Source organism: Geodermatophilus sp. DSM 44513 (assembly GCF_032460525.1).
Classification (GTDB): domain Bacteria; phylum Actinomycetota; class Actinomycetes; order Mycobacteriales; family Geodermatophilaceae; genus Geodermatophilus.
In genome coordinates, this window is sequence record NZ_CP135963.1 from 2033509 (window position 1) to 2057750 (window position 24242).

Annotated in this window: 18 protein-coding genes and 3 rRNA genes; 19 read left to right on the forward strand and 2 right to left on the reverse strand. The window is 73.8% G+C overall.

Annotation, left to right across the window (positions count from 1 at the left end; all coding sequences use genetic code 11):
* The first annotated feature begins 20 nt into the window (after positions 1–20).
* The 13 genes from argJ (at position 21) to RTG05_RS09945 (ending at position 16712) form a co-directional block, all read left to right on the forward strand.
* The gene (argJ, locus tag RTG05_RS09885) at positions 21–1187 is read left to right on the forward strand and encodes a bifunctional glutamate N-acetyltransferase/amino-acid acetyltransferase ArgJ (RefSeq protein WP_166528490.1); all 1167 of its coding nucleotides are present in this window, start codon (positions 21–23) and stop codon (positions 1185–1187) included.
* Entirely contained in the window at positions 1184–2200 is a 1017-nt protein-coding gene (gene argB / locus RTG05_RS09890) for an acetylglutamate kinase (RefSeq protein WP_208104883.1), read from the forward strand. Before argJ ends, argB begins: the two co-directional genes overlap by 4 nt.
* The gene (locus RTG05_RS09895) at positions 2197–3378 is read left to right on the forward strand and encodes an acetylornithine transaminase (protein ID WP_166528491.1); all 1182 of its coding nucleotides are present in this window, start codon (positions 2197–2199) and stop codon (positions 3376–3378) included. Before argB ends, RTG05_RS09895 begins: the two co-directional genes overlap by 4 nt.
* On the forward strand, positions 3375–4319 hold the full coding sequence (gene argF / locus RTG05_RS09900; RefSeq protein WP_166528492.1) for an ornithine carbamoyltransferase: 945 nt from the start codon (positions 3375–3377) through the stop codon (positions 4317–4319). Before RTG05_RS09895 ends, argF begins: the two co-directional genes overlap by 4 nt.
* Before the next feature lie 43 nt (positions 4320–4362).
* Positions 4363–4899, forward strand: coding sequence for an arginine repressor (locus tag RTG05_RS09905; RefSeq protein WP_315912510.1), 537 nt, complete (start codon positions 4363–4365; stop codon positions 4897–4899).
* A 7-nt stretch (positions 4900–4906) separates the two neighbouring features.
* The gene (argH, locus tag RTG05_RS09910) at positions 4907–6385 is read left to right on the forward strand and encodes an argininosuccinate lyase (RefSeq protein WP_166528494.1); all 1479 of its coding nucleotides are present in this window, start codon (positions 4907–4909) and stop codon (positions 6383–6385) included.
* Between the two features lie 35 nt (positions 6386–6420).
* Positions 6421–7026, forward strand: coding sequence for a DNA-3-methyladenine glycosylase (locus RTG05_RS09915; protein ID WP_315912573.1), 606 nt, complete (start codon positions 6421–6423; stop codon positions 7024–7026).
* Positions 7027–7090: 64 nt separating this feature from the next.
* The gene (gene tyrS, locus RTG05_RS09920; protein ID WP_166528495.1) at positions 7091–8374 is read left to right on the forward strand and encodes a tyrosine--tRNA ligase; all 1284 of its coding nucleotides are present in this window, start codon (positions 7091–7093) and stop codon (positions 8372–8374) included.
* 469 nt (positions 8375–8843) lie between these two features.
* Positions 8844–10364 (forward strand): 16S ribosomal RNA (locus RTG05_RS09925).
* A 544-nt stretch (positions 10365–10908) separates the two neighbouring features.
* A 23S ribosomal RNA gene (locus RTG05_RS09930) occupies positions 10909–14055 on the forward strand.
* A gap of 146 nt (positions 14056–14201) precedes the next feature.
* Positions 14202–14318: ribosomal RNA gene (gene rrf / locus RTG05_RS09935) — 5S ribosomal RNA — on the forward strand.
* The 16S, 23S and 5S rRNA genes sit together here, the layout of an rRNA operon.
* A 1038-nt stretch (positions 14319–15356) precedes the next feature.
* Positions 15357–16256, forward strand: a complete 900-nt coding sequence (locus tag RTG05_RS09940) for a tetratricopeptide repeat protein (protein WP_166528496.1) — start codon at positions 15357–15359, stop codon at positions 16254–16256.
* Between the two features lie 99 nt (positions 16257–16355).
* Positions 16356–16712, forward strand: coding sequence for a single-stranded DNA-binding protein (locus RTG05_RS09945; RefSeq protein WP_166528497.1), 357 nt, complete (start codon positions 16356–16358; stop codon positions 16710–16712).
* 8 nt (positions 16713–16720) lie between these two features.
* Here RTG05_RS09945 and RTG05_RS09950 read toward each other — a convergent pair whose 3' ends face one another.
* Positions 16721–18037 (reverse strand): DUF1015 domain-containing protein, encoded by a 1317-nt coding sequence (locus RTG05_RS09950; protein ID WP_315912511.1) that lies wholly within the window; start codon positions 18035–18037, stop codon positions 16721–16723.
* A 99-nt stretch (positions 18038–18136) separates the two neighbouring features.
* On the opposite strand from RTG05_RS09950, the gene RTG05_RS09955 reads away from it, so the two are divergent.
* On the forward strand, positions 18137–18532 hold the full coding sequence (locus RTG05_RS09955; protein ID WP_208104884.1) for a tetratricopeptide repeat protein: 396 nt from the start codon (positions 18137–18139) through the stop codon (positions 18530–18532).
* The gene (locus tag RTG05_RS09960) at positions 18529–19602 is read left to right on the forward strand and encodes an HAD-IIA family hydrolase (RefSeq protein WP_315912512.1); all 1074 of its coding nucleotides are present in this window, start codon (positions 18529–18531) and stop codon (positions 19600–19602) included. The genes RTG05_RS09955 and RTG05_RS09960 overlap by 4 nt, the downstream gene beginning before the upstream one ends.
* A 22-nt stretch (positions 19603–19624) precedes the next feature.
* Here RTG05_RS09960 and RTG05_RS09965 read toward each other — a convergent pair whose 3' ends face one another.
* The gene (locus tag RTG05_RS09965; RefSeq protein ID WP_315912513.1) at positions 19625–19942 is read right to left on the reverse strand and encodes an alkyl sulfatase C-terminal domain-containing protein; all 318 of its coding nucleotides are present in this window, start codon (positions 19940–19942) and stop codon (positions 19625–19627) included.
* A gap of 198 nt (positions 19943–20140) precedes the next feature.
* Here RTG05_RS09965 and RTG05_RS09970 point away from each other — a divergent pair, with 198 nt between their 5' ends.
* The 4 genes from RTG05_RS09970 (at position 20141) to recN (ending at position 24149) form a co-directional block, all read left to right on the forward strand.
* Positions 20141–20347: a hypothetical protein gene (locus RTG05_RS09970; protein ID WP_166528500.1), complete on the forward strand. Its 207-nt coding sequence runs from the start codon at positions 20141–20143 to the stop codon at positions 20345–20347.
* Positions 20347–21144, forward strand: a complete 798-nt coding sequence (locus RTG05_RS09975) for a TlyA family RNA methyltransferase (RefSeq protein WP_166528501.1) — start codon at positions 20347–20349, stop codon at positions 21142–21144. Before RTG05_RS09970 ends, RTG05_RS09975 begins: the two co-directional genes overlap by 1 nt.
* 139 nt (positions 21145–21283) lie before the next feature.
* The gene (locus RTG05_RS09980; protein ID WP_166528502.1) at positions 21284–22330 is read left to right on the forward strand and encodes an NAD kinase; all 1047 of its coding nucleotides are present in this window, start codon (positions 21284–21286) and stop codon (positions 22328–22330) included.
* The gene (gene recN, locus RTG05_RS09985; RefSeq protein ID WP_315912514.1) at positions 22305–24149 is read left to right on the forward strand and encodes a DNA repair protein RecN; all 1845 of its coding nucleotides are present in this window, start codon (positions 22305–22307) and stop codon (positions 24147–24149) included. The genes RTG05_RS09980 and recN overlap by 26 nt, the downstream gene beginning before the upstream one ends.
* The last annotated feature ends 93 nt before the right edge of the window (positions 24150–24242 follow it).

A 24242-nucleotide genomic window follows, 5' to 3' on the forward strand; every position in this document is an offset into this window, starting at 1 on the left:
GTCTCCGCGGGGACCCTGCAGTGAGCGTCACCGCCCCGCAGGGCTTCCGGGCCGCCGGGGTCGCCGCCGGCCTGAAGAGCTCCGGCGCCCCCGACGTCGCCCTGGTCGTCAACGACGGCCCGCACGACGCCGCGGCCGCCGTCTTCACCACCAACCGCTTCCCGGCCGCGCCGGTGCAGTGGACCCGCCAGGTGGTCGCCACCGGCCGGGCGCGGGCCGTCGTCCTCAACTCCGGCGGCGCCAACGCCTGCACCGGCGCCGAGGGCTTCCAGGACACCCACGCGACCGCCGAGCACGCCGCCGCCGCGCTCGGTGCGGCCGGGGTGGACGTCGGCGCGGTCGACGTCGCCGTGTGCTCCACCGGGCTGATCGGCGTCCGGCTGCCGATGGACCGCCTCACCGCCGGCGTGACGGCGGCGGTGGCCGGGCTCGCGGCCGACGGCGGGCCGGACGCGGCGCGGGCGATCATGACCACCGACAGCGTCCCGAAGACCACCGTGCAGGTCCGGGACGGCTGGACGGTCGGCGGCATGGCCAAGGGCGCCGGCATGCTCGCGCCCAGCCTGGCCACCATGCTCGTCGTCCTCACCACCGACGCCGCGGTGGACGCGGCGACCCTGCAGGCCGCGCTGGAGCGGGCGACGAGCGTCTCCGTCGAGCGGGTGGACTCCGACGGCTGCCTGTCCACCAACGACACCGTGGTCGTGCTGGCCAACGGCGCCGCCGGGGTCACGCCCGGCGCCGAGGAGGTCGCCGAGGCGCTGACCGCGGCGTGCACCGACCTGGCCATGCAGCTGCTGAGCGACGCCGAGGGCTCCACCAAGGACATCGCGATCACCGTCCGGGGCGCCGCGAGCGTGGCGGACGCGCTGACCGCCGGGCGGGCCTGCGCGCGCAACAACCTGCTCAAGACCGCGCTGTTCGGCAACGACCCCAACTGGGGGCGGGTGCTGGCCGCCATCGGCACCACCGACGCCGTGTTCGAGCCCGACCGGGTCGACGTGACCATCAACGGGGTCACCGTCTGCCGGGGCGGCGCGATCGGCGACCCGCGGGAGGGCGTCGACCTCACCGGCCGGGCGATCGGCATCGACGTCGACCTCGGCGCGGGCGGCGAGCAGGCGACGATCTGGACCAACGACCTGTCGATCGCCTACGTGCACGAGAACTCGGCGTACTCGACGTGACCGGCAGGACGGCCCAGGACCCCAGCCCGCCGGACGTGCCCGTCGACGAGGTCCCGCCCGAGGTGCCCGCCGTCCGCCGGCGGATCGGCAGCACGCGGGTCATGCGCACCCACGACCCGGAGGGCGACGCCCGCAAGGTCGCCGTCCTCACCGGGGCGCTGCCGTGGCTCAAGGAGTTCCACTCCCGTGTCGTGGTGGTCAAGTACGGCGGGCACGCGATGGTCGACGAGGCGTGCCGGCGGGCGTTCGCCGAGGACATGGTGTTCCTGCGGACCTGCGGCATCCTGCCGGTGGTCGTCCACGGCGGCGGCCCGCAGATCACCGACATGCTCGGCCGCCTCGGCATCGCCAGCGAGTTCCGCGGCGGGCTGCGGGTCACCACGCCGGAGACCATCGACGTCGTCCGCATGGTGCTCACCGGCCAGGTCGGACCGGACATCGTCGGGCTGGTCAACCAGCACGACCCGATGGCCGTGCACCTGTCCGGGGAGGACGGCGGCCTGTTCACCGCCCAGCGCACCACCGCGGTGGTGGACGGCGAGGAGGTCGACGTCGGCCTGGTCGGCGACGTCGTCGCGGTCGACCCCACCCCGGTGCGGGCGCTGCTGGCGGCCGGGCACATCCCGGTCGTGGCGAGCGTGGCCCCGGACGCCCACGGCGTGGTGCACAACGTCAACGCCGACACCGCGGCCGCGGCCCTGGCGGTGGCGCTGGGCGCGGTCAAGCTCGTCGTCCTCACCGACGTCGAGGGGCTCTACGCCGACTGGCCCGACCGGGACTCGCTGGTGCAGCAGATCGACGCCGCCGAGCTGGCCGAGATCCTGCCCGGCCTGGACTCCGGGATGGTCCCGAAGATGGCCGCCTGCCTGCGGGCGGTCGAGGGCGGGGTGACGCGGGCGACCGTCGTGGACGGCCGCACCCCGCACGCCCTGCTGCTGGAGATGTTCACGACCGAGGGTACCGGGACCATGGTGGTCCCGGCCCGCACGACGACCGGGGAGGAGCCGGCATGACCCGCACCGAGGAGCTGTCGGCCCGCTGGTCGGCGGTGATGATGGCGAACTACAAGACCCCGCCGGTGGCGCTGGCCCGTGGCGCGGGCGCGACCGTGTGGGACGTCGACGGCCGCGAGTACACCGACCTGCTCGGCGGCATCGCCACGACGATCCTCGGGCACGCCCACCCGAAGGTGGTCGAGGCGATCACCCGGCAGGCGGCCACCCTCGGCCACGTGTCCAACCTGGCGGTGCACGAGCCGGGGGTGGCGCTGGCGGAGCGGTTGGTGGAGCTGGCCGGCCGGTCGGGGCGGGTGTTCTTCTGCAACTCCGGGGCGGAGGCCAACGAGGCCGCGTTCAAGCTGTCCCGGTTGACCGGGCGCACGCAGGTGGTGACCGCGGAGGGGTCCTTCCACGGGCGGACGATGGGGGCGCTGGCGTTGACCGGGCAGCCGGGCAAGGCCGCGGCGTTCGCGCCGCTGCCCGGCGGGGTCACCCACGTGCCCTACGGGGACGCCGGCGCGCTGGCCGCGGTGGTGTCGGAGGACACGGCGATGGTGTTGCTGGAGCCGGTGCTGGGGGAGGGCGGGGTGCTGCCGGCGCCGCCGGGCTACCTGGCCGCCGCGCAGGCCGCCGCGCGGGACGCGGGGGCGTTGTTCGCGCTGGACGAGGTGCAGACCGGGATCGGTCGGACCGGGTCGTGGTTCGCCCACCAGGCCGACGGGTTGGCCCCGGACGTGGTGACGCTGGCCAAGTCGGTCGGTGGCGGGTTGCCGCTGGGCGCGGTGCTGACCTTCGGTGAGGCGGCCGAGCTGATGACGGCCGGCGCGCACGGGTCGACGTTCGGGGGCAACCCGATCGCCGCCGCGGCCGCGCTCGCCGTCCTCGACACGATCCGCGACGAGGGGCTGCTGGAACGGGCCAAGGAGCTCGAGCACCGGTTCAGCGCCGGCATCGAGGGCCTGGGGCACCCGGCCGTGAGCGGCGTCCGGGGGAAGGGCGCCCTGCTCGGCGTCGTGCTCACCGCGCCGGTCGCCGGGGCGCTCGAGGCCCTGCTGCGCGAGGCCGGCTTCTTCACCAACGCCGTCGCCCCGGGCGTGCTCCGGCTGGCGCCGTCCCTGGTGGTCACCGACGCCCAGGTCGACACCTTCCTGGCCGCCCTCCCGGCCGCCCTCGACACCGCCCTGCAGCAGTGACCCGCCACCTGCTGCGCGACGACGACCTGGCCCCGGCCGAGCAGGCCGAGGTGCTCGCGCTGGCCGCCGAGCTCAAGCGCACCCGGCACACCGACGCCGCCCCGACCCCGCTGCGCGCCGCCAACGGCGTGCCGCGGACGGTGGCGGTGCTGTTCGACAAGCCGTCGACCCGCACCCGGGTGAGCTTCGCCGTGGGCGTCGCCGAGCTCGGCGGCTCCCCGCTGGTCATCGACGCCGGCACCAGCCAGCTCGGCCGCGGCGAGCCGGTCGAGGACACCACCCGGGTGCTGGACCGGCAGACCGCCGCCATCGTGTGGCGCACCTCCGGCCAGCAGCGCCTCGAGGCCATGGCCTCGGTCAGCCGGGTGCCGGTGGTCAACGCGCTCACCGACGGCTTCCACCCCTGCCAGGTCCTCGCCGACCTGCAGACCGTCGCCGAGCGCCGGGGGTCGCTGGCCGGCCGCTCGCTGAGCTACCTCGGCGACGGCGCCAACAACATGGCGCACTCCTACCTGCTCGGCTGCGCCACGGCCGGGATGCACGTGCGCGTCGGCTCGCCCGAGGCGTACCGGCCAGACCCCGCCGTCCTGGAGCGGGCCGCGGCGATCGCGGCGGAGACCGGCGGCTCGGTGTCCTGGACCGCCGACCCGGCGGCCGCCGCCGACGGCGCCGACGTCCTGGCCACCGACACCTGGGTGTCGATGGGGCAGGAGGACGAGGGCGGCGCCCGCGTCGCGCCGTTCCGGCCCTACGCCCTGGACGAGGACGCGCTCGCCCGGGCCGCCGAGGACGCCGTCGTCCTGCACTGCCTGCCGGCCTACCGCGGCCAGGAGATCGCCGGGTCGGTGGTCGACGGGCCGCAGAGCGCGGTCTGGGACGAGGCGGAGAACCGGCTGCACGCGCAGAAGGCGGTGCTGACGTGGCTCCTGGAGCGGTCCTGACCGGCCCCGCGCGCCGACGACCCCCGCGGCGACGACCCGGCGGGTGGCGATGACGTCCACCCCCACCCGCTCGGCGCGCCAGGCGCGCATCCGCGAGCTCGTCGAGGGCCGGCCGGTCACGTCGCAGACCCAGCTGGCCGCGCTGCTGGCGGCCTCCGGCATCGAGGTCACCCAGGCCACCCTCTCCCGGGACCTGGAGGAGCTCGGCGCGGTCAAGATGCGCGGCTCCGACGGCGCCCCGGCGTCCTACGTGCTCCCCCCGGAGAACGCCCCGCTGCGGCCCGCGCAGGCCGCACCCGCCCGGCTCACCCGCCTGCTGGCCGACCTGCTGACCTCCGTCGAGGGCAGCGCCAACCTGGCCGTGCTGCGCACCCCGCCCGGCGCGGCGCAGTTCCTCGCCTCCGCGCTGGACAAGGTCGGCCTCCCCGACGTCCTGGGCACGATCGCCGGGGACGACACTCTGCTGGTCGTCTCCCGCGAGCCCGACGGCGGACCCGCCCTGGCCGACCGGCTGCGCGCGCTGTCCCGGCGCGTGCCCGCGGCCTACCCCGAGCTGAAGAAGGACCTGGAAGAGAGTTGAGCCACCCGTGAGCCCGGCCGACCCCGCCGTGCCGTCCGCCGTGCCCCCCGCCGCCGCACCCGCCTCCTCGACCCGCCTCTGGGGCGGGCGGTTCGGCGGCGGGCCGTCGGACGCGCTGACCGCGCTGTCCCGGTCCACCTCCTTCGACTGGGCGCTGGCCCCCTACGACCTGGCCGGCTCCCGGGCGCACGCCCGCGTGCTGCACCGGGCCGGGCTGCTCACCGACGACGAGCTCGACCGGATGGTCGCCGCCCTCACCGAGCTGTCCGCCGAGGTCGCCGCCGGCACCTTCACCGCGGTCGAGTCCGACGAGGACGTGCACGAGGCCCTCGAACGCGGCCTCACCGGCAAGCTCGGCGCCCTCGGCGGCAAGCTGCGGGCCGGCCGCAGCCGCAACGACCAGATCGCCACCGACCTGCGGCTGTACCTGCGGCACACGGTCCGCGCGCTGGTCGGCGAGCTGGCCGCGCTGGAGGCCGCGCTCGTCGGCCTGGCCGACCGGTACCGCGACGTCCCCGCACCGGGCATGACGCACCTGCAGCACGCGCAGCCGGTGCTGCTCGCCCACCAGCTGCTCGCCCACGCGCACGCCTTCGCCCGGGACGTCGACCGGCTGCGCGACTGGGACCGGCGCACCGCCGTCAGCCCGTACGGCTCCGGCGCGCTGGCCGGCTCGTCGCTGCCGCTGGACCCCGACGCCGTCGCCGCGGAGCTCGGCTTCGACCGCGCGTCGGACAACTCCATCGACGGGGTCAGCGACCGGGACTTCGCCGCCGAGTTCTGCTTCGCCGCGGCGCTGGCCGGCGTGCACCTGTCCCGGCTGGGGGAGGAGGTCGTGCTCTGGACGTCGACGGAGTTCGGCTGGGCCGTCCTCGACGACGCCTGGGCCACCGGGTCCTCGATCATGCCGCAGAAGAAGAACCCCGACATCGCCGAGCTGGCCCGCGGCAAGTCCGGCCGGTTCGTCGGCAACCTCACCGCCCTGCTCACCGTGCTCAAGGGCCTGCCGCTGGCCTACGACCGGGACCTGCAGGAGGACAAGGAGCCGGTCTTCGACTCCATGGGCCAGCTGCTGCTGCTGCTGCCCGCCGTCACCGGGATGGTCGCCACCCTCACCCTGCGCCCCGAGGTCCTGGAGGCCGCCGCGCCGCAGGGCTTCGCGCTGGCCACCGACGTCGCCGAGTGGCTGGTCCGCCAGGGCGTGCCGTTCCGGTCGGCCCACGAGATCAGCGGCGCGATGGTGGCCGCCTGCGAGTCCCGGGGTCTGGAGCTGCACGAGCTCTCCGACGCCCAGCTCGCCGAGGTCGCCCCGGAGCTCACCCCCGACGTCCGGTCGGTGCTGTCGGTGCGCGGCGCCCTGGCGGCCCGCCGGGCCCGCGGGGGGACGGCGCCCGAGCGGGTCGCCGAGCAGCTGGCGTCGCTGTCCGCGCTGGCCCGCGAGCACGCCGGCTGGGCGGCGTCCTCCCCCGTGGCGGCGGCGCTCTGAGCGACCCCGGCCCGCTGCTCACCCCCGGCGAGCTGCTGGGGCCGCCGGACGCCGTGGCGCCCACCCTGCTCGGCTGCTGGCTGGTCACCGACCGCCCGGACGGGCGGGTGGCGCTGCGGCTCACCGAGGTGGAGGCCTACGCCGGCGACGGCACCGACCCGGCGGCGCACTCCCACCGCGGGCCGACCCCTCGGGCGGCGGTCATGTTCGGCCCGCCCGGGCGGCTCTACGTGTACTTCAGCTACGGCGTGCACTGGTGCGCCAACGTCGTCGTCGGCGCGGCGGGGGAGGGCTCGGCGGTGCTGCTGCGCGCCGGGGACGTCGTGGTGGGGGAGGAGCTGGCCACCGCCCGCCGTCCCGCCGCCCGCACCGGCCGCGATCTGGCTCGCGGGCCGGCCCGGCTCACCCAGGCCCTCGCCATCGGCCCCGCCGACCGGGACGCCGACCTGCTCGACCCGGCGTCCCCCGTGCGGCTGCACCGCGGCGACCCGCCCGCCGACGTGTCGGCGGGACCGCGGGTCGGCATCAGCGTGGCCACCGAGCTGTCCTGGCGGTTCTGGGCGACCGGTGCCACGTCGGTGAGCGCCTTCCGTCCGGGCGGACGCCGCCGCCGCCCCGCCGGCCAGGACGGTCGGCCGTGACCGACCTCGCGCAGGACACGGCACCCCGGGAACGGGGCCGACGAGCGCCAGCGAGGATGGATCCGTGACCGACGTGATCGACGAGCTGCACCGCCGCGGGCTGATCGCCCAGAGCACCGACGAGGCGGCCCTGCGCGCCGCCCTGGCCGCCGGACCGGTCACCTACTACGCCGGCTTCGACCCCACCGCGCCCAGCCTGCACGTCGGCCACCTGCTGCAGTTCACGGTGCTCCGGGCACTGCAGCGGGCCGGGCACCGACCCGTCGTCCTGGTCGGCGGGGCCACCGGCCTGATCGGCGACCCCCGGCCCACGGCGGAGCGCCAGCTCAACGACCGCGACACCGTCGCGGAGTGGGTGGACCGGATCCGCACCCAGGTCGCGCCCTTCCTCGAGGTGCCCGCGCAGCGGCACGGCCTGGCTGCCCCGGTGTACGTGGACAACCTGGAGTGGACCGCACCCCTGTCGGCCATCGACCTGCTGCGCGACCTGGGCAAGCACTTCCGGGTGGGCCGGATGCTGGCCAAGGAGGCCGTCGCCGCCCGGCTGAACTCCGAGGCCGGCATCAGCTACACCGAGTTCAGCTACCAGCTCCTGCAGGCCAACGACTACCGCGAGCTGTTCCGGCGGCACGGCGTCACGCTGCAGACCGGCGGCTCGGACCAGTGGGGCAACCTCACCGCCGGCATCGACCTGGTCCGCCGCACCGAGGGGGCGACGGTGCACGCGCTGTCCACCCCGCTGGTGACGAGGTCCGACGGGACCAAGTTCGGCAAGAGCGAGGGCGGCGCGGTCTGGCTTGACCCCTCGCTCACCTCTCCGTACGCCTTCTTCCAGTTCTGGCTGAACGCGGAGGACGACGACGCGCGCGCCTGGCTGCCGCTGTACTCCGAGCGCCCGGCCGAGGAGGTCGCGGCGCTGGTCGCCGAGTCCGAGGCACGCCCGGCCGCCCGGGCCGCGCAGCGCGCGCTGGCCGAGGAGCTGACCCGCTTGGTGCACGGCGAGGAGGAGCTCCGCCAGGCCGAGGCCGCCGGCCGGGCGCTGTTCGGCCGCGACGAACTGTCCGCCCTGGGCGCGGAGACCCTGGGCGCCGCCCTGCGCGAGGCGGGCAGCGTCACCGTGGACGGGGGGACGCCGACCGTCGCCGCCCTGCTGCAGCAGACCGGGCTGGTCGCCAGCCTGTCGGAGGCCCGCCGCACCGTGCGGGAGGGCGGCGCCTACCTCAACAACCGGCGGGTCACCGACGCCGAGACCGTGCCGGGGGAGGCCGACTGGCTGCCGGGTGGGTGGCTGGTGCTCCGCCGCGGGAAGCGCTCGATCGCCGGCGTGCACCGCGGCACGGACCGGTGACCCGGAACGTGAACGGCGGGTGACCGGGCTGTTGCAGCCCGGTGTCGGGCGTCACGCTGCGGTCGTTTGACACCCCGGACGACACCCACGTAACTTCTCTCCTGCGCCCGGCGAGACCGGCGCGGGGAACGGGACCACGGTCACCGCCCCGCGGGTTGGACCAGGCGCCACCAGCCCAGCGGCCTCGCTGGTCCCGGGAGTCCTCCCGGGCACACCGTCCCGCTGGTGCCGCCCCTCCGGAACGCCGAGCGTGGGTCCCCGACCCGCAGCTTGACGGACACGGGAGACGGCGTAACGTGGAACAGCCGCCGCGATCGAAGGCCCACCCGGCCCGGTGTCGTGAGCGTCCGCTCCTTGAGAACTCAACAGCGTGCCGAAAGTCAGTGCCAAGTAATTAACCCCTTTGTGGGTTCCTTTGGTTGATTGATCGAGAGCGTCCAGTTCTCGGTTCTCGGCCGGGGTTCGAACATCTACGGAGAGTTTGATCCTGGCTCAGGACGAACGCTGGCGGCGTGCTTAACACATGCAAGTCGAACGGTGATCCTGCTTCGGTGGGTGATCAGTGGCGAACGGGTGAGTAACACGTGGGTAACCTGCCCCTGGCTCTGGGATAACTCCAAGAAATTGGGGCTAATACCGGATGTGACCGCTGGCCGCATGGTCTGGTGGTGGAAAGGATTCGTCCGGCTGGGGATGGGCCCGCGGCCTATCAGCTTGTTGGTGGGGTAGTGGCCTACCAAGGCGACGACGGGTAGCCGGCCTGAGAGGGTGACCGGCCACACTGGGACTGAGACACGGCCCAGACTCCTACGGGAGGCAGCAGTGGGGAATATTGCGCAATGGGCGGAAGCCTGACGCAGCGACGCCGCGTGGGGGATGACGGCCTTCGGGTTGTAAACCTCTTTCAGCAGGGACGAAGCGGAAGTGACGGTACCTGCAGAAGAAGCACCGGCCAACTACGTGCCAGCAGCCGCGGTAATACGTAGGGTGCAAGCGTTGTCCGGAATTATTGGGCGTAAAGAGCTCGTAGGCGGTCTGTCGCGTCGGCTGTGAAAACCCGGAGCTCAACTCCGGGCCTGCAGTCGATACGGGCAGACTCGAGTGTTGCAGGGGAGACTGGAATTCCTGGTGTAGCGGTGAAATGCGCAGATATCAGGAGGAACACCGGTGGCGAAGGCGGGTCTCTGGGCAACAACTGACGCTGAGGAGCGAAAGCGTGGGGAGCGAACAGGATTAGATACCCTGGTAGTCCACGCCGTAAACGTTGGGCGCTAGGTGTGGGGGCCATTCCACGGTCTCCGTGCCGCAGCTAACGCATTAAGCGCCCCGCCTGGGGAGTACGGCCGCAAGGCTAAAACTCAAAGGAATTGACGGGGGCCCGCACAAGCGGCGGAGCATGTTGCTTAATTCGATGCAACGCGAAGAACCTTACCTAGGCTTGACATGCACGGAAATCTCGCAGAGATGCGGGGTCCGTAAGGGCCGTGCACAGGTGGTGCATGGTTGTCGTCAGCTCGTGTCGTGAGATGTTGGGTTAAGTCCCGCAACGAGCGCAACCCTCGTTCCATGTTGCCAGCGGATAATGCCGGGGACTCATGGGAGACTGCCGGGGTCAACTCGGAGGAAGGTGGGGATGACGTCAAATCATCATGCCCCTTATGTCTAGGGCTGCAAACATGCTACAATGGCCGGTACAAAGGGCTGCGATACCGTGAGGTGGAGCGAATCCCAAAAAGCCGGTCTCAGTTCGGATTGGGGTCTGCAACTCGACCCCATGAAGTTGGAGTCGCTAGTAATCGCAGATCAGCAACGCTGCGGTGAATACGTTCCCGGGCCTTGTACACACCGCCCGTCACGTCACGAAAGTCGGTAACGCCCGAAGCCGGTGGCCCAACCCTCGTGGAGGGAGCCGTCGAAGGCGGGATCGGCGATTGGGACGAAGTCGTAACAAGGTAGCCGTACCGGAAGGTGCGGCTGGATCACCTCCTTTCTAAGGAGCACTGGCCGCCAGACTCGTGCTGGTGGTCCAGAGCCGCGCCCAGGACGCGACGGCCCCCCGCCTGTGGGGGGTGGGGTGTTCCTGGGGTGGTGCTCGAGGGTGGAACGCTGACCAGTTCGATGCCGGTTGTGGCCGGCCCCTGGTACGACGCCTCCTGCGTGGGGCGTGAGGAACGGGGCCGTGGTGCAGCAGGTGGTCGTAGGCACGCTGTTGGGTCCTGAGGGAGCGGACCTCGGATCCCCGGTAGCCGCCGGTGCACGCGCGTCGTGTGTGGTTGGCTGGCCGGGGCTGAGGTGTGTTCTCTCGTGTCGGGGCCGTCCGGGTCCTCGTACCGCCTGTCGTGTCCGGTGTGCTCGCGTTCGTCGCGTGCACGCCGGGTGGGGTGGGGTCTGGCGGGGGCGAGTCGGGTGGTGGCCGGTCGTTCGTTGAGAACTGCACAGTGGACGCGAGCATCTTTATCTGGTTTGTAGGTGCCCCGCGCGTGGTCGTCCGGTTCACACCGGAGGCCGGGTGTGGGGTGTGTTGTGGTTTGTGTGGCCAAGTTGTTGAGGGCACACGGTGGATGCCTGGGCACCAGGAGCCGATGAAGGACGTAGGAGGCTGCGATAAGCCTCGGGGAGCTGCCAACCGAGCGTTGATCCGAGGATGTCCGAATGGGGGAACCCCGCACCAGTCATGTGGTGTGACCTGCGCCTGAATGTATAGGGCGTGTGGAGGGAACGTGGGGAAGTGAAACATCTCAGTACCCACAGGAAGAGAAAACAACCGTGATTCCGTGAGTAGTGGCGAGCGAAAGCGGATGAGGCTAAACCGTTTCCATGTGATACCCGGCAGGGGTTGTGGGAGCGGGGTCGTGGGACCGTCCGTGCGTATCTGCCGGTACGTGGAGGAGTGAGAAAGACTGCGTGTTAGCCGAAGGCCTCTGGAAGGGGTCGCCGGAGAGGGTGAGAGCCCCGTAGGCGAAAGCACTGGTCCTCCTTGTGACGTGTTCCCGAGTAGCACCGAGCCCGTGGAATTCGGTGTGAATCTGGCGGGACCACCCGCTAAGCCTGAATACTCCCTGGTGACCGATAGCGGACGAGTACCGTGAGGGAAAGGTGAAAAGTACCCCGGGAGGGGAGTGAAACAGTACCTGAAACCGTGTGCCTACAAGCCGTGAGAGCCGTGAATCGCACTTCGGTGCGGCGGTGATTGCGTGCCTTTTGAAGAATGAGCCTGCGAGTTAGTGGTGCGTGGCGAGGTTAACCCGTGGGGGGTAGCCGTAGCGAAAGCGAGTCCGAACAGGGCGTGTCCGTATGGACGATCAGTCGCGTGTCCTAGACCCGAAGCCGAGTGATCTACCCATGGCCAGGTTGAAGCGCGGGTAAGACCGCGTGGAGGACCGAACCCACCAGGGTTGAAAACCTGGGGGATGAGCTGTGGGTAGGGGTGAAAGGCCAATCAAACTCGGTGATAGCTGGTTCTCCCCGAAATGCATTTAGGTGCAGCGTCGCGTGTTTCTTGCCGGAGGTAGAGCACTGGATGGCCGATGGGCCCCACAAGGTTACTGACGTCAACCAAACTCCGAATGCCGGTAAGTGAGAGCGTGGCAGTGAGACTGCGGGCGATAAGGTTCGTAGTCGAGAGGGAAACAGCCCAGATCATCGGCTAAGGCCCCTAAGCGTGTGCTAAGTGGAAAAGGATGTGGGATCGCAGAGACAACCAGGAGGTTGGCTTAGAAGCAGCCACCCTTGAAAGAGTGCGTAATAGCTCACTGGTCAAGTGGTTCCGCGCCGACAATGTAGCGGGGCTCAAGCACACCGCCGAAGCCGTGGCACTCCATCGTCAGCCTGTCGTTGCCCTGCGGGGTGGCGGCCAGGTGGTGGGGTGGGTAGGGGAGCGTCGTGTGGCGGGGGAAGCGGCGGAGTGATCCAGCCGTGGACGCCACGCGAGTGAGAATGCAGGCATGAGTAGCGAGAGGGGAGTGAGAACCTCCCCCGCCGGAAGACCAAGGGTTCCTGGGCCAGGCTAATCCGCCCAGGGTGAGTCGGGACCTAAGGCGAGGCCGACAGGCGTAGTCGATGGACAACGGGTTGATATTCCCGTACCCGCGAAGGAACGCCCATGCTGAGGCCACCGATGCTAACCACCCGAACCGCTGGTGTTCTTTGGAGCGCCGGTGGGGAGTGTGGGGCCCGGAGTGGTAGTAGGTAAGCGATGGGGTGACGCAGGAAGGTAGTCGTAGCCGGTGAGTGGTGGTACCGGTGCAAGGGTGTGGCCCGGGGGGTAGGTAAATCCGCCCCCCATGCAGGGTGAGGCCTGACGCATAGCCGATTGCGGTGAATTCGATGATCCTATGCTGCCGAGAAAAGCCTCTAGCGAGTTCCGAGCGGCCCGTACCCCAAACCAACTCAGGTGGTCAGGTAGAGAATACCGAGGCGATCGAGCGAACTGTGGTTAAGGAACTCGGCAAAATGCCCCCGTAACTTCGGGAGAAGGGGGGCCGTCTGCTGTGAACACCCAAGCGGTGGGCAGCGGTGGGCGGCCGCAGAGACCAGTGAGAAGCGACTGTTTACTAAAAACACAGGTCCGTGCGAAGTCGTAAGACGATGTATACGGACTGACGCCTGCCCGGTGCTGGAACGTTAAGGGGACGGGTCAGTGCACGCAAGTGTGCGAAGCTCAGAACTCAAGCGCCAGTAAACGGCGGTGGTAACTATAACCATCCTAAGGTAGCGAAATTCCTTGTCGGGTAAGTTCCGACCTGCACGAATGGCGTAACGACTTCTCAGCTGTCTCAACCACAGGCTCGGCGAAATTGCACTACGAGTAAAGATGCTCGTTACGCGCGGCAGGACGGAAAGACCCCGGGACCTTCACTACAGCTTGATATTGGTGTTCGGTTCGGTTTGTGTAGGATAGGTGGGAGACTGGGAAGCCGGCACGCCAGTGTCGGTGGAGTCGCCGTTGAAATACCACTCTGGTCGAATTGGATGTCTAACCTGGGTCCGTGATCCGGATCAGGAACAGTGTCAGGTGGGTAGTTTAACTGGGGCGGTTGCCTCCCAAAGGGTAACGGAGGCGCCCAAAGGTCCCCTCAGCCTGGTTGGCAATCAGGTGTCGAGTGCAAGTGCACAAGGGGGCTTGACTGTGAGACCGACGGGTCGAGCAGGAGCGAAAGCTGGGACTAGTGACCCGGCACCGGCAGGTGGAAGCGGTGTCGCTCAACGGATAAAAGGTACCCCGGGGATAACAGGCTGATCTTCCCCAAGAGTCCATATCGACGGGATGGTTTGGCACCTCGATGTCGGCTCGTCGCATCCTGGGGCTGGAGTAGGTCCCAAGGGTTGGGCTGTTCGCCCATTAAAGCGGTACGCGAGCTGGGTTTAGAACGTCGTGAGACAGTTCGGTCCCTATCCGCCGCGCGCGTAAGAGACTTGAGAAGAGCTGTCCCTAGTACGAGAGGACCGGGACGGACGAACCTCTGGTGTGCCAGTTGTACCGCCAGGTGCACGGCTGGTTGGCTACGTTCGGCAGGGATAACCGCTGAAAGCATCTAAGCGGGAAGCTCGCTTCGAGATGAGGTCTCTCACCCAGTCAATGGGGTAAGGCCCCCGCTCAGACCAGCGGGTTGATAGGCCGGAAGTGGGAGCACCGTGAGGTGTGGAGCTGACCGGTACTAACAGGCCGAGGGCTTGACCACACGACCACCACACCCCCCGACACCAGCGGGGCCCGTGGTCGTCACGACGGCGAGCCACGATGAAGACAACGCGTCCACTGTGCGGTTCTGAACGCACGACCCCCCACCCGAGGAAGCAGGGTGGGTGCCGGTCGCGTTCGCAGTGTTACGGCGGCCATGGCGAGAGGGAAACGCCCGGACCCATTCCGAACCCGGAAGCTAAGCCTCTCAGCGCCGATGGTACTGCCCCGGAGACGGGGTGGGAGAGTAGGACGCCGCCGGACAACTCCTCCCGGAACGGGGGTCAGAGCACAGCTCTGACCCCCGTTTCGCATGTCCTGAACACATCCGCAGCGCTCTCGGCGCTGCACTCACCCCGAGGTGCGCAGAGTCCCATGACATCACCGCGACGAGGCGCCGGCGGTTCCGGCGGACAGGCACCGCGGGGAGGTCGCGGCGCCTCGGGACAGGGCCGTCCGGGGGCCGGCGCGGGGTCGCGTGCCGGTGCTGCCGGCCGAGGGCAGCCGGCGTGGCAGGGGCGCCGTCCCTCCGGCGGCCGGACCGAGGGCTCGCCCAGGGGCGACGGGCAGGAACGGCGGCCCGACGCGGAGCGGCCTCGCCGTCGCCCGGAAGGCGGTGAGCGCGGGCGCGGTCAGGGTGCCTCGTCCCAGGACCGGCGTCCGCAGCGCGACGGCGACTCCACCTCCAGCGCCCGTCCGGGGTGGCAGGAGCGGCGTCCTCAGCCCGGCCGCGATCGGGAGGACCGGACCGGTGCCCCCGGTGGGGGATCGGCCGCACCGCGCAGGGGGTGGCAGGAGCGCCGTCCGCAGGAGGACCGGTCGGGGGCCGGGCGTCCGGAGTGGCGGGACCGCCGTCCGCAGGGGGACCGGGCCGGCGGCGGGCGTGCCGAGTGGCGGGACCGCCGCCCCCAGGGTGGCGGGGGCCGGGACGACCGTCCGGCGCGGCCGGACCGCCACCCCGAGCGTGAGCGCCCCGCCCGCGGCGCCTGGGCGGACCGACGGCCGGCCGGGGAGCGGCCCGCCGGCGGGCGTGACCGACCCCGCGGCGAGCGTCCCGACGGTGCGGGCCAGCGGCGGGAGGGGCCGCCGCAGCGATCCGGCGGTCCGCGGTCGGGGTACCAGCCCCACCAGGGGCGCCCGGACGGACCGCGGGGCGACTGGCGGGACCGCCGTCCCACCGACGACCGCCGCGGGCGGCCCGGGGGCGTCCGTCCGGCCGCCGGTGACCGGGAGCGCACCCCGCCCGTCCCGGCGGGACCGGAGATCCCGGAGTGGGCGGACCCCCGCGACCTGGACCGCTCGGTGCGGGCCGCGCTGCGCGCCCTGGACAGCCGCAACGCCGAGCGGGTCGCCGGGCACCTGGTGGTGGCCGGCACGCTCGTCGACGACCAGCCCGAGGAGGCTCTGGCCCACGCCCGGGCCGCCCGCGACCGCGCGTCGCGCGTCGCCGTGGTCCGGGAGGCGGTCGGCGTGGCCGCCTACCACGCCGGCGACTACGCCGAGGCGGCCCGCGAGCTGCGCGCCTACCGCCGGATGAGCGGCGACGACGGCTACCGCGCGGTGCTGGCCGACTGCGAGCGCGCCCTGGGGCGGCCCGAGGTGGCACTGCGCCTCGTGCGCGAGGCGCTGGCCGCGCAGCCGGACGCCGAGGAGACCGTGGAGCTCCGCCTGGTCGAGGCTGGTGCACGCGCCGACCTCGGCGAGCTGCCCGCTGCCCGCCTCGTGCTGGAGGCGCTCCTGGGGGGCCGTCCGCGGCCGGACTCGGTCGACCTGACCGATCCCGGGCGGCTGCGCGTCGCGACCGCCTACGCCGACCTGCTGGCGGCGGACGGCGAGGAGGAACTCGCCGAGGCGTGGCACGCGGCGGTCGGTGTGCACACCCCGGAGGAGTCCGACGTCGAGTTCTCCGAGGAGGAGGTGCCGGTCGGCGGCAGCGCGGTCGGCGGCAGCGCGGTCGACGGCAGCGCGGTCGACGACCTGCCCGGCGACGACCTGCCCGGCGACGACCTGCCCGGCGACGAGGCCGGGCAGCCGGACCCCGACGGCGCGGCGCCGGACGACTACGACCTCACCGAGGACGTCGAGGCCGAGGTCGCCGAGCTGCTCGGTGAGGACGCCGCCGAGGAAGACGCCGCCGACGAGGAGGCGCCGGACGCGGGCCCGGCCGGGGCTGCCGCGGACGGGGACGGCACCGTGCACTGACCGCCGACAGCGGCCGGCGCGCCGTCCACACCCGCCGGCCCGGTCCACAGACCGGCGTCGGGCCTGGTCCGGAGCCGGGGCGACGGTGAGGCTGCCGTCATGAGCGTGGCTGTGATCGACCGGAACGACGTGGTGCTCCGCGGGCGGCTGTCCGCCCCCGCCGAGCTGCGGACGCTGCCCAGCGGGGACACGCTGGTCAGCTTCCGCCTGGTGGTGCGCCGGCCCGAGCCGCGGGCGCGCGGGCAGTCGGTCGACGTGCTCCCGTGCATCACCTACGACCGCGCCCTGCAGCGCCGGATCGCGGCCTGGCAGGCCGGGGACGTCGTGGAGGTCGAGGGGGCGCTGCAGCGCCGGTTCTGGCGCACCGGCACCGGCACCGCGTCGGTGGCCGAGGTCAACTGCCGGCGCGGGCGGAAGGTGCCGCGGTCGGCCGGGTCCGACGCGCGCACGGCGTGACCGCCGGGTCAGTCCCCGTGGTGCCGCAGCACCAGGCCGGTCCGCGGCTTGGGCACGAACAGCGTCGACTTGCGCGGCATGCGGGCGCCCGCGCGGGCCACGGCGGCCACGTCGGCCGGCGACGGCGCCCGCAGCAGCAGCGCCACGCCCCGGTGGGCCAGGGCACCGTCCAGGGCGGCGGCCACGCCGTGGGCGACCAGCACGCCGGCGGGGTCGTCGGCGCGGCCCCACAGCCGCCGCACCAGGCCGTGGTGCACCAGCACGACGTCCAGCCCCCGCCAGGCCGCCGGGGCCTCCGGGGGGACGGCGCCCGTGACCTGGGCGGAGGGGGCGTCCAGGCGCACCAGCCGGGAGCCGTCGCTCACCAGCACACCGGTCTGCCCCGGGTCGGCCAGCCAGCGCTCGGCCTCCTGTGCGGCGCCGTCGGCCGCGACCGGCAGCACGGTCGCGCGGAAGCCGCCCGCGGCCGCGGCGACCGCCTCGTCGAACGCCAGCTCGGGCACCACCCGGTGGATGGGGTCCACCCGGAGCCCGCCCGGTCCCATCGGGGTGAGCAGCGCCAGGATCTCGCGCGCCCCGTGGGCCCGGGCCGCGGCGAAGCGGTGGTGGCCGTCGGCGATCACCGCGCCGGTGCCCGCGAGCGCGGCGGCCACCCGCCCGGTGAGGCCCGGGTCGGACACCCGCCACAGGGCGTGCCGGACGCCGTCGGCGTCGGTGAGCTCCAGCGTGGGGGCGCCCCGACGGCCCGCCGCGGTCAGGGCCGGCACGTCGGGGTGCGGGTCGTGTGCCAGGACGATCGGCTCCAGGTCGGTCGCGGTGGCCTCCAGCAGCGCCCGGCGTCCCTCCACGGCCGCGGGGAACGTGTCCTCGTGCGGCAGCACCTCCCGCGAGCCCGCCGGCGGCAGACCCACCGCGCCCAGCCAGCCGACCGTCTCCGGGGCACCGCCGGCCGGTCGCAGGGCGTAGACCCACAGCGCGGGCTCGGCGTCCCGCTCGAGCACCCCCGCCCGCTCCCAGTCCCGCAGGGTCGTGGCGGCCCCGGACACCGAGCGGTGCAGCGCGCCGTCCCCCGGTCCGCCGGCATCACCGGCCCCCGGTCCGCCGGCCCCGCCGGCGACGCCCGGCAGGATGAGGCGCACGATGTTGTGCGGGTCGGCGGCGCTCAGGCGGTCGCGGCCCTCCGGGGTCACCAGGTCGTAGGCTGGCGAGCTGACCCGGGCCAGGGTGCCGGGGTCCCGGCGCCGGTAGGTCAGGGCGCGGAAGGGTCGGACCCGCAACCCGGTCGCAGCTGTCGGGTCGGGGGGGTCCGCCGGGGACGAGGGCACGACGGGGATCGTAGGAGCGCTGCGCCCGGAGGGGGTGGCGGTCCCCGGACCGGCGCGACCACGACGGTGCCGGGCCGCAGGAGCATCGAGGGGGTGGCGGTGGACGAGACGGGGGTCCCCGACGGCGACGTCTACGACTGGTACCAGCGGGGGCTGCAGCTGCTGGCCAACCGGGACCCCGCGGCCGCCGCCACCCTCCTCGCCCGCGCCGCCGCGGCCGAGCCCGGATCGCGCAGCCTGCTGGAGGCGCTGGCGCGGGCGCAGTACGACGCCGGCCGCTACGCCGAGGCCGTGCACACCTTCCGCGAGCTGACCGCCGGCAACCCGGCCGACGACTACGCCCAGTTCGGCTTGGGCCTGGCGGCCAGCCGGGCCGGCGACCTCGACCTCGCCGCCGAACACCTGGCCCTGGCCGTGGCGATGCGCCCGGACCTCGGTCACTACTCCCGGGCGCTGCGCGGGGTCCGTGCCCGGCGCGGGGAGGAGCCCTCGTGACCACCCCGCAGGTGCCGCTGGCCGGCGGTACCGCCGTCGCGCCGTGCCGGGTGTACGACGTGGCGCTGCTCGACCTCGACGGCGTGGTCTACGTCGGCCCCGAGGCGGTACCCGGCGTCCCCGGGGCCCTGGCGGCCGCACGGGCGGCGGGCATGCGGCTGGGCTTCGTCACCAACAACGCCTCCCGCACGCCGGAGGAGGTCGCCGCGCACCTCACCGACCTCGCCGTCCCCGCAGCGCCCACCGACGTGATCACCAGCTCCCAGGCGGCGGCCACGGTGGTCGCCCAGCGGCTCGGGGCCGGCGCCCGGGTGCTGCCGGTCGGCGGACCGGGGGTGGCCGCGGCCCTCCGGGCGGCCGGCCTGACCGTGGTGTCCCGCGCCGAGGACGGACCGCGGGCGGTGGTGCAGGGCTACGGCCGCGACGTGGGCTGGACCGAGCTGGCCGAGGCGGTGGTGGCGGTCCGGGGCGGCGCCGAGCACGTGGCCACCAACGCCGACGCGACCATCCCCTCGGCGCGCGGTCCGCTGCCGGGCAACGGTGCGCTGGTGGGCGTGGTCAGCGGCGTCACCGGGCGGCCCCCGCTCGTCACCGGCAAGCCCGACCCGGCGATGCACGCGGAGTGCCTGCGGCGCACCGCGGCCCGGCGGCCGCTGGTCGTCGGCGACCGGCTGGACACCGACGTCGAGGGCGGGCGGCGGGCGGCCGCGGCGACCCTGCTGGTCCTCAGCGGCGTCACCGATCCGGCCACCCTGCTGGCCGCCGGCCCCCGGCGCCGGCCCGACCTGCTGGCCCCGGACGCCGGCGGGCTGCTCACCGGACACCCGCCGGTGGTCGCCGAGGCCGGGACGTGGCGGTGCGGGGAGTGGGTGGTCCGCGCCGACGGCGGCCGGCTCCGGCTGGGCCGGGACGCCACCGGGGCGGCGGAGGGTGCCGACGGGCTCGACGGGTTGCGCGCGCTGTGCGTGGCGCACTGGGCCGGCCAGCCCGGCGCCGGGGCGCCGGCGCAGGTCACTGCCGCCGACGAGGCCGCCGCGGCCGCCCTCGGACGGTGGGGGCTGGGCGGCTGAGGTGGCCGGAGCGGGGCCGCCGTCAGAGCAGCGTGCGCAGCCGGAGCAGGTCCCGGAAGCCCGCCTCCAGCTTCACCCGCCCCGACGCCCACGCCGGGCCGAGGGACAGCCGGCCCTCGGTCAGGGCGACGAGGTCGTCGCTGGCCATGGTGAACCGGATGTCGGCCTGGTCCTGGGAGGACCCGTCCGGCTCGGCACGCAGGTCCTGCACCACGCCCCGCGCCAGCCGGCCGCGGACGGTCTGCCCGAGGTCGGTCAGCCGGCAGGACAGGCTGCGGTCCAGGTCCCGTGCCGCCGGCTTGGCCGCCAGGTCCCCGAGGATGCCGTCCAGGGCGGTCATGCACTGCTCCATCGTCGCCACGCGGGCACGCCTCCGAGGGTTGGCCGGACCGGGCCGCCGAACGCTAGCGCCCGCCGGCGGCCCGTGCGCGTCGGCCCCGGCCGGTACCCTCGCGGACCGGGGGGACCGCACCGGGCGGCACCCCGAGCACGGCCCCGACGTCCCGCCGGCACGCCGCCACCAGCCGAGAGGTCAGTCATGAGCGAGCCGACCCGACCGGTCCCGGGGCCGCCGCGACCCGGCCCCGGCCGCGGCCGGGTGACGGCGGACGCCGATCGGCCGGCGCGGGACACCGGTGCCGCATTCGCCGACCTCGACCGGCGGCCGGTCACCGAGCACGTCGCCGTCTTCGAGGCCGAGCACGCCCGGCTGCACCGCGAGCTCGGCACGATCGACCGGCTGTGATGGTCCGCCGCAGCCGGCTGGACGCCGAGCTCGTGCGGCGGGGGCTGGCCCGCTCGCGCGAGCACGCCGTCGCCCTCATCGCCGAGGGGCGGGTCGCCGTCTCCGGACAGGCCGCGAGCAAGCCGTCCACCGGCGTGGGCGCCGACACCCCCGTCGTCGTGCGCACCGACCCCGACCGGCCCAGCTGGGTGTCCCGCGGCGCGCACAAGCTGATCGGCGCGCTGGACGCCCTGGGTGTGCCGGTCGAGGGACGCCGGGCCCTGGACGCCGGCGCCTCCACCGGCGGCTTCACCGAGGTGCTGCTGCACCGCGGAGCCCGGGAGGTCGTCGCCGTCGACGTCGGCTACGGCGAGCTGGCCTGGTCGCTGCGCACCGACGAGCGGGTGCGGGTGCTCGAGCGGACCAACGTCCGCACGCTGACGCCCGAGCAGGTCGCGGGTCCGGTGGACCTCGTCGTCGCCGACCTGTCCTTCATCTCCCTGCGGCTGGTGCTGCCGGCGCTCACCGCCTGCGCGACCGACCCGGCGGACCTGCTGCCCATGGTCAAGCCGCAGTTCGAGGTCGGCCGCGAGCGGCTCGGCGCCGGCGGCGTGGTCCGCGACCCCGCGCACCGCGGCGACGCCGTCCTGCAGGTGGCCCGGGCGGCGGCCGAGCTCGGGTGGGGGACCGCGGGCGTGGTGGCCAGCCCGCTGCCCGGACCGGCCGGCAACGTGGAGTTCTTCCTCCGGCTGCGCCGCGACGCCGGGCCGCCGCGGGAGGAGGACGTGCGCCTCGCCGTCGAGGAGGGCCCGGCGTGAGGGGTGCTCCGGACCGGTCGGCCCGCCGGCACACCGGAGGAGGACCCTGGACCGCGGCCGCGAGGTCACCGAGGGACGACGTCACCCAGGAGCACGTGCCGCAGGGCACCCGACCGGCCGGCGCCGGCGAGGAGGAAGCGTGACAGAGGTCAGCCCGGCCGTGTGGGCGCCCAGCGGCGGCCGACACGTGCTGCTCGCCGTGCACACCGGCCGCGAGGACATCGTGCAGCTCGCCCGCAGCTCCGCCGCCCGGCTGGCGCGCGCCGGTATCACCGTGCGGCTGCTCGAGGACGAGGCCGTCGCGCTCGGCATCGAGGGCGCCCAGGTCGTCCCCGCCGACGCCGAGGCCGCCCGCGGCGCGGAGATCGTCATGGTGTTCGGCGGCGACGGCACCTTCCTGCGCGCCGCCGAGCTCGCCCGCTACAGCAACGCCGCCCTGATGGGCGTCAACCTCGGCCGGGTCGGCTTCCTCGCCGAGACCGAGCCCGAGGCGGTCGAGGAGACCCTCACCGCCATCGAGCGCTGCGAGTACTCCGTGGAGAAGCGGCTGGCCATCGAGGTCGACGTCCTCGACGACACCGGCGCCGTCGTCGGCGGCACCTGGGCGCTCAACGAGGCGTCGGTGGAGAAGGCCGAGCGATCCCGCGTCCTGGACGTCGTCGTGGCCATCGACGGGCGGCCGCTGACCAGCTTCGGCTGCGACGGCATCCTGTGCGCCACCCCCACCGGGTCCACCGCCTACGCCTTCTCGGCCGGCGGTCCGGTCGTGTGGCCCGACGTGGAGGCGTTGCTCGTCGTGCCGACCAACGCCCACGCGTTGTTCGCCCGGCCGCTGGTCACCTCGCCGGACTCGGTGCTCACCGTGGCCATCCCGGCCGACGGCAACCGCGCGCGCGTGTCCGCCGACGGCCGGCGCGCCGTGGACGTGCCCGCGGGCGGGCGGGTCGACGTCCGCCGGGCCGCCCGCCCGGTGCGGATCGCCCGGGTGCACGCCGCGACCTTCGGCGACCGGCTGGTGGCGAAGTTCGGCCTGCCGGTGCGCGGCTTCCGGGAGGCCCGCCGGGCCGACCCGGGCCGCGAGATCGGCGCCGGCCGCAACGTGCTGGCCCGCGACTACGTCCGCGGCGACGTCCACGGCGACGGAGGGGAGGGTGGCCGGGATGGCGGCACGGACCACGACGCGTGAGGCCCGGCGGCCGGTCCGCGCGGCGGAGCCGGCGGCGACGGACGCCCCACCGGCGGCCGGTGACGGGCTCGCCGCCCCGCCCGCCCTGCCACTGGGCCGGCTCACCGAGCTGCGGATCCGCGGCCTGGGCGCCATCGACGACGTCACCCTCGAGCTCGGCGACGGGCTGACCGTGGTGACCGGCGAGACCGGCGCCGGCAAGACGATGGTCGTCACCGGGCTGACCCTGCTGTTCGGCGGCCGCGCCGACCCCGGCCGGGTGCGCGCCAACGGCAAGGCCGGCGTCGAGGGGCGCCTGGCCCTGCCCGCCGACTCCCCGGTCTGGCAGCGGGCCGCCGAGGCCGGCGCGGACCCCGACGACGACGGCGCGCTCATCCTGGCCCGCACCGTCAGCGCCGAGGGCCGCTCGCGGGCGCACCTGGGTGGGCGCAGCGTCCCGGTCGGCGTCGTGGCCGAGCTGGCCGAGGACCTGCTGGCCGTGCACGGGCAGAGCGACCAGCTGCGGCTGTCCCGCCCGGCCGAGCAGCGCCGGGCCCTGGACCGCTACGCCGGCGCGGCGCACCTGGCCCTGCTGGACCGCTACCGCGAGGCGCACGCCCGGTGGCGGCAGCTGGCCGGCGACCTCGACCGCCGCCGCAGCCGGGCCCGGGAGCTCGCCCAGGCCGCCGACGTGCTGCGGCACGGGCTGGCGGAGATCGAGGCGGTGGCCCCGCAGCCCGGCGAGGACGAGGAGCTGGACACCCAGGCGCGGCGGCTCAGCGACGCCGACGCGCTGCGCGCCGCCGCCGACGAGGCGCGGGTGGCCCTCGCCGGCGACGTCACCGGCGACCTCGGCGAGGACCTGCCGCAGGACGCCGGCGCCGCGCTGGCCATCGCCGAGCGGGTGCTGGCCGCCTCCGACGACCCCACCCTGGTGATGCTCGCCCAGGACCTCGCCGACGCCGTGGCCGTGGTCTCCGACGTCGCCGGGCAACTGGCCACCTACGTCTCCGACCTGGACGCCGACCCCGCGCGGCTGGCCGAGGTGCTGGACCGCCGGGCGGCGATCACCGCGCTGGTGCGCAGGTACGCCGACGTGGGCGAGGGCGTGGCCGGAGTCCTGGGCTGGGCCGAGGACGCGCGCCGGCGCCTGGGTGAGCTCGACGTCTCCGACGAGGCGCTCGAGGCGCTGGCCGCCGCCCGGGACGCCGCCCGCGCCGAGGTGGACGACCTGGGGGCGCAGGTGTCCGCCGGGCGGCGGGCGGCCGCCGACGGGTTCGCCGCCGAGGTGGGCGCGGAGCTCGCCGGCCTGGCGATGCAGAGCGCGCGCGTCGCCTTCTCGATCGACAGCGACCCGGGGGCGCCCGGCCCCGAGGGCGTCGACGAGGTGGCGCTGCTCATGGCCGCCCACCCCGGCGCCCCGCCGCGGCCGGTGCACAAGGGCGCCTCCGGCGGTGAGCTGTCGCGGGTGATGCTGGCCATCGAGGTGGTCTTCGCCGGCGCCGACCCGGTGCCGGTCATGGTCTTCGACGAGGTCGACGCCGGCGTCGGCGGGCAGGCCGCCGGGGAGATCGGCCGGCGGCTGGCCCGACTGGCGCGGCGCCACCAGGTCGTCGTCGTCACCCACCTGGCCCAGGTCGCGGCGTTCGCCGACACCCACCTGGTCGTCGACAAATCCCCGGACACCGGGGCCGGTGTGACCGCCACCGACATCCGTGCCGTCGACGGCGAGGATCGGGTGCGCGAGCTGGCCCGCATGCTGTCCGGGCTGGCCGACAGCGACACCGGGCAGGCGCACGCGCGCGAGCTGCTCGCGGTGGCTGCGACCGCCCGCGGGTGACGGGGTCCACACCGCCAGGCGTGGAGTCCGGATCGGAGGGGTAGAGCCGGATCGTGCCCCACCGACGTCGCACCACCGCCGCGCCCGCCGCCC